This window comes from Bifidobacterium sp. MSTE12 (assembly GCF_000513015.1).
GTDB classification, from domain to species: Bacteria; Actinomycetota; Actinomycetes; order Actinomycetales; family Bifidobacteriaceae; genus Bifidobacterium; species Bifidobacterium dentium.
Genome location: NZ_AZYA01000047.1, coordinates 1 through 5,179, shown reverse-complemented (window position 1 = coordinate 5,179; position 5,179 = coordinate 1). Strand labels below are relative to the sequence as shown.

Here is a 5,179-nt window from a genome sequence, read left to right as displayed (position 1 = left end):
GGCGGATAAACCGCCAAGCCCCGTTTGCCGCATTCGATGAGACTCTATTGCGCTCAATGAGTGGTCTTATATTCAGACGCCCAACCATCCACAAATGCATCATGCACGGTGTCCCATGTACCGGTCTCCTGCGCATATTCCAACATCGCGTTGCCCAGCGTCAACACCCACTGAGTGCTTGGCAACGGATAGATCACAATATCGTACTTATCTGCCTTGGCATAGGCATCGTTGGCGCGATGAATCGGGTTCTTGGTCTGGTAGCCGGCCTTCGCATACGACTTAAACGGTGTTTCGAAACCCGCCTCATTCGTGATGATGTCACGTGCCTCATCATCGTTCAGGATGTAGTCAAGGAACTGCTTGGTGGCCTTCTGATCTTTTTCAGAGGCGTTCTTGTTCATCGCAAAGTACAGGAAGCTCACGGTCAGGCCTGCATTCTCCTCACCCTTCACACCCATATAGATCGGCAATACGCCCATATCTTCATCGGCGACCTCTTGATCGCGAATCTGCGAATAGCCCCAAGAGCCATTCTGCAAGAACACGGCCTCACCCAGTGCGAACTCGGAGTTGGCGTCGTCCATGGTGGCACTGGCGAGCTGCGTCTTCGGAATCGTGGCGTCGTTGATGTACAGGTCGAAAATGTTCTTGAAGTTCGATACGTACTTGTCGGAAATAGTGGCCGGCATTTGCGTGACACCCTGATCGCGATACTCATAGTAGACGGAGATATGCGCCAGCTGATCACCGAAACGTTTGATGGAGCTGGTGTCGAAGCCGGCGGAGGTGAACGCACCTTTCACGCCCATCTCATCCTTATGTGCTTGTATTTCATCGGCAACTGTCTTCAGTGTCTTGAAATTGTTGATGCTGTCAACCGACTTAATGCTTGCCCAGGAAGAATCGAAGTACTTCTGCAGCAGCTTCTTGTTGTAGATGATGCCATATCGTTCCATGACGTAGGGCACAGCACCAACCGTATCGCCATCCTTCAGCGCATAGTCGGGGTTCTCCTGATCCTTGTAGATGTTGGTTCCCGACATGTCGGCATAATAATCAGTCCAATTCAGAAAGTCGTTGTTGTCGACATCGAACAACGTAGGCGCCTCGGATTTGGCCAGTTCACTCTTAAGTGACTGTTCGTAGGTGTCGGATGATGCAGTGGCGATATCGACCTGGATACCGGTCTTCTTGGTGAACTTTTCGGCCAGTTCCTTGAACTGGTCCTGTTGTTCCACCTTCATGCTGAGAAAATATACATGCCCTTTGTCAGCATTGACATTTGAGCCGCCGCATGCGGAGAGCGCACCAACGGACATGGCGAGCGCCGACACTGCGGCGATGGTACGAGTGAGTTTCTTCATAATCTCCTCCAAAAAATAATGATTCTGACAGCGTCGTCAGATGATGACAAACGTCGTGCATCGTGCGATATGTGGTACCGAAGTATAGTTTAATCGCTTAAGCAAAAATGAGAGGGAAAGCCGCAAGGAGAGCCGCCGAGGCGAAAAGAAGGTACGAAACGACCTCGGCGACCCGTAATCAGTCAAAAAGAAATCAGATTGGTCAGACCTCCTTCAATCCGCGAGCGATGGAGACATTGCGCACCTCAACGACGCCGTCGGTGGCGAAAATGCTCAGCGACTCGCCGGGGCGCTCATACATGCGCACGTTCAGTGCCACTCCATCCACATACAACGTGCCGATAGTGTCATCGACGATGAGTTGCAGATGATAGTTACGGCCTGCCTCGAGCTTGATAGGTCGCTCAAGCCCGATGTTCATGACATTAAACCATGGGAAGTTCGGACTGCCTTCGAACACATAGCGATTTTCAGCTACGGGGAAGATGAACTGGTATCCCAGCGCGGTATCTTCGTTCTCGTTGACACGCAGGCCGAAGGAGCGAGTGCCTTCTGAGAAGGTGATGTCGGCTTCGAACGAGAACAAATCACCGCAGCCAAGGGCAAGTACCGCCTCCTGTCGCGCACCAGTACCATCGATGGTCACATTGCCGACATTCTCGCGCTCATTGAATGCATTCCACACGGTATCGGGAATGCGCACACCGAGCGTGCCGTCTTCGCGCTGATACACCTCGTGTGCCACGAAAGTTCCGGCCCATTCGAAGTTGCTCCTGTCATCGCACTTCTCTTTGGTGCCGACCCAGCCAAACAGGATGCGTTGGCCATTCAGTTCGAAGGTACGGCCGGCATAGTAGGCACTGCCGTCGAATGCATCGTCCGACGGTGCAATCCATGGGCCGTCAAGGCTCTTGGCCATACGATAGACCATCTTGTGCTTGTCGCTGTATTCGGTGACGATGTGGTACCACCAGTCGCCCATCTTGAACAGGTCGGGCATTTCATGCATGGTGTACAGGTTCGGCGCCCAGAAATCACCCTCAAATTTCCAGTCCTTGAGATCCTTAGAGGTGAACTTCACGGTACGGCCGGTCTGGCAGGTTTTCGGACCGATTTTACGGGCACCAAGAATCAGCAGATACTGGTCATGTTCTTCGTCCCGAATGACCCACGGGTCACGCCAGTCATCAGGGTCATAGCCCTCTTGCGGCGTAAAGGTGATAGCATCCTGTGTTTTGGTCCAGTGGTACAGGTCGTCACTGACCGCATGCATGAGCACCTGCGCAGGCCTGCCCTGTGCGGGATAATCGCGGTTATAGCCGGTGTAGAAGATGTGGTACTGGCCCTCGCCCTCAAACACCGAGCCCGCGAAGATGAATTGATCCTGTGCGTCATATGCGCCACGGGGGATTGCCACTCCATGATTCTCGTAGTTTACGAAATCTTTGGTTGTGGCAAGATCCCAGCCGAACGGCTCTCCGAACGGCTCCGGGTTGCGATTGTCCCGCTGGTGGAACAGGAAGAATTCGTCGCCCTTGCCAAATGGCATGCAGTCACCGAACCAAGTGCCAGGGAACTGGTAATAAAGCTTCATATCTTTACCTTTCTTCAGCTGCTTTGCCTTTCGCTCGGCAATCGTCTGCGATTACCTTTTGAAGGAACCAGTATTACTTCGCATTATTCAGTTTAAGCGCTTAAACTGTTTAAGCGATTAAGTACAAATATAGCACTTAAAATCAAAATGTCAAACGATTGACGCAGCCACCTTGCACAATGCCGTTTTTCCACCGTTTCGTGAGTGTTTCCACGAGTGTCGCAGCACTACGACGACCATGCTACAACCTCTTCACCGAATCCCTAGATACCGCCGGACATTGCACGAAAATCGGCTCGAACGTCCTCGTCACTACATGTTCATCACCATCATCCTCATTGCGGCCGCACTGCCGCAACAACGTTCGCACGCCCATCACACCGAGCTCATATTGTGGCAGACCCACGGTGGTCAGCGCGGGATGCATGTGCGCGGAAATCATTTCCTGATTATCGAACCCAACCACGGAGATATCATCCGGCACACGTTTACCTAACTCACGCAACGCATCGTACAAACCAAGCGCAGTGCGGTCATTATGGCAAAACACTGCGGTCGCATCCGTCGCCATCACCTTTTCCGCTGCCCCGTATCCACCTTCCTGGTCAGCGTTCGCAGGTACCACCAGTGACGAATCAAAATCGATGCCGAATGCCGCAAGCGCCGCTTTGTATCCTTCAAGTCGGCCAAGCGACGCAGGCGAGGGCGTAATGGCGTTAACGAACGCGATACGCCGATGTCCGGCCTCAAGCAATAGTCGCGTGGCTGTGGCCCCACCCTGAACTTCGTTCGGCACCACAGCAGGAAATCGGCCACGTTCGTCATAGCAGTTCACCAACACCGCCGGCACCTTATCGAGTTCGCTCGGTGGCGTAATTGATTCATGAACCCACTTCGAGTAGATGACGCCTTCGACCTGATGCTCAAGCATGAACGCGAAAGTCTTACGTTCCACATCTTTTTTACCGTTGGTGTTAACCACCAGCAGAATCTTCCCGTTACGCCAAGCCTCATCCTGCGCACCTTGGATTACCTGCCCCGCGAACGGAGAGGTAGCCACACCGTCGCTGATGAAGCCTATGATGTCGGAACAGCCACGGGCCAACCCCCGGGCCAATGCATTGTGATGGTAACCGAGCGAATCGGCGGCCTTACGGACTTTACGGCGCGTGGATTCCGGGATACGCACATTACGATTGTCATTCACCGCCCATGAAGCAGTCGCGATAGAGACGCCGGCCGCTTTGGCAACGTCTTGCAACGTTACTTTCGCCATGCCGTCCCCCGACCATCAGACTCCGGCTTGTTGACGTATTTGGCGAACGCATGTTCGAGAATCGGGACGTGAAGCATAAGCACGCTGCCATACCCAAGCACCACCAGCAAAAACAGACCCTGCGGCATGTAGAACCAAGAGCCGACGATCAGCCCTAGGAACGCAACATCGATTATCGCCAGCGCGATGGTCGACGCGACATTAGTCACGCCGAAGATGAATGCATTGGCGAGGGTGCCACCAAGGCTATTTTCGAAACGAGCCTGTAACGCCCAGACCCATTCGAAGCCCATGATCCATACGATGGTGAAACCGAATTTTGGAATTAGCAACGGTACAATCTGCAGAACGACCCACGCGTAGGACAGCACTGCCAGCGCCACACCGAAGATTAGCCACTGCACTGTGGACTTCACAAAATTACTTTTGAATGATCTGAAATAATTGGTGGTGACGTGCCCCTCTCCCGCAAGCGTCTTGCGAGCAGCGTCGTGGCCGGCGGTCAGCGCGGCACCGACAGTCACAAGCGGAATGCTGGTGACAAGCATGAGAATATTGATCCACACACCGTCGGTCAGATTGTTCCAACCGCGCATGAGACCTGAATCAGGTGACAGGAATTTCATATCGCTCCTTTGTGCAAGGCCATGACCGCCAACGTTGTGTTCAATCTTACCGAGACTCCGCCATGTCCGTGACAACGTAATCACAACACACCCGTGATGCATTGGCACCATTGGTGATATCGTTGTCATTAGCTGTTCATAGGCGAACAATCACTAGAACAGGGACATATCGGGACAAAGACGTAAGGACAACATCATGACCGCGAATAATGAACGTGCGGATTGGTGGAAGCAGGCCGTTGTATATCAGGTCTATCCACGATCGTTCAAGGATTCCGACGGGGATGGCTTGGGCGACATCGCCGGCGTCTCCGAG

The 5,179-nt window shown here is 53.2% G+C and carries 5 protein-coding genes; 1 reads left to right on the top strand and 4 read right to left on the bottom strand.

From position 1 onward, the window contains the following. Nucleotides 1–53 precede the first annotated feature (53 nt). The 4 genes from HMPREF1494_RS10595 to HMPREF1494_RS10580 form a co-directional block, all read right to left on the bottom strand. Nucleotides 54–1,367 (bottom strand): ABC transporter substrate-binding protein, encoded by a 1,314-nt coding sequence (locus HMPREF1494_RS10595; RefSeq protein ID WP_033512946.1) that lies wholly within the window; start codon nt 1,365–1,367, stop codon nt 54–56. A gap of 202 nt (nt 1,368–1,569) precedes the next feature. Beyond that, a complete protein-coding gene (locus HMPREF1494_RS10590) occupies nt 1,570–2,961 on the bottom strand; it encodes a GH32 C-terminal domain-containing protein (protein ID WP_003835915.1) in 1,392 nt (463 codons plus the stop codon). A gap of 241 nt (nt 2,962–3,202) precedes the next feature. Beyond that, nucleotides 3,203–4,237: a LacI family DNA-binding transcriptional regulator gene (locus tag HMPREF1494_RS10585; RefSeq protein WP_003835916.1), complete on the bottom strand. Its 1,035-nt coding sequence runs from the start codon at nt 4,235–4,237 to the stop codon at nt 3,203–3,205. Then, nucleotides 4,225–4,863: a YesL family protein gene (locus HMPREF1494_RS10580; protein WP_034522860.1), complete on the bottom strand. Its 639-nt coding sequence runs from the start codon at nt 4,861–4,863 to the stop codon at nt 4,225–4,227. The genes HMPREF1494_RS10585 and HMPREF1494_RS10580 overlap by 13 nt, the downstream gene beginning before the upstream one ends. A gap of 196 nt (nt 4,864–5,059) precedes the next feature. On the opposite strand from HMPREF1494_RS10580, the gene HMPREF1494_RS12020 reads away from it, so the two are divergent. Continuing rightward, nucleotides 5,060–5,179: alpha-amylase family glycosyl hydrolase (locus HMPREF1494_RS12020; protein WP_442853635.1), on the top strand; the 120-nt coding region annotated here is incomplete at its 3' end.

Bases quoted from the DNA above. Each gene is read 5' to 3' on its own strand.
- HMPREF1494_RS10595 (WP_033512946.1), bottom strand. From the start codon at position 1,367: ATGAAGAAACTCACTCGTACCATCGCCGCAGTGTCGGCGCTCGCCATG.
- HMPREF1494_RS10590 (WP_003835915.1), bottom strand. From the start codon at position 2,961: ATGAAGCTTTATTACCAGTTCCCTGGCACTTGGTTCGGTGACTGCATG.
- HMPREF1494_RS10585 (WP_003835916.1), bottom strand. From the start codon at position 4,237: ATGGCGAAAGTAACGTTGCAAGACGTTGCCAAAGCGGCCGGCGTCTCT.
- HMPREF1494_RS10580 (WP_034522860.1), bottom strand. From the start codon at position 4,863: ATGAAATTCCTGTCACCTGATTCAGGTCTCATGCGCGGTTGGAACAAT.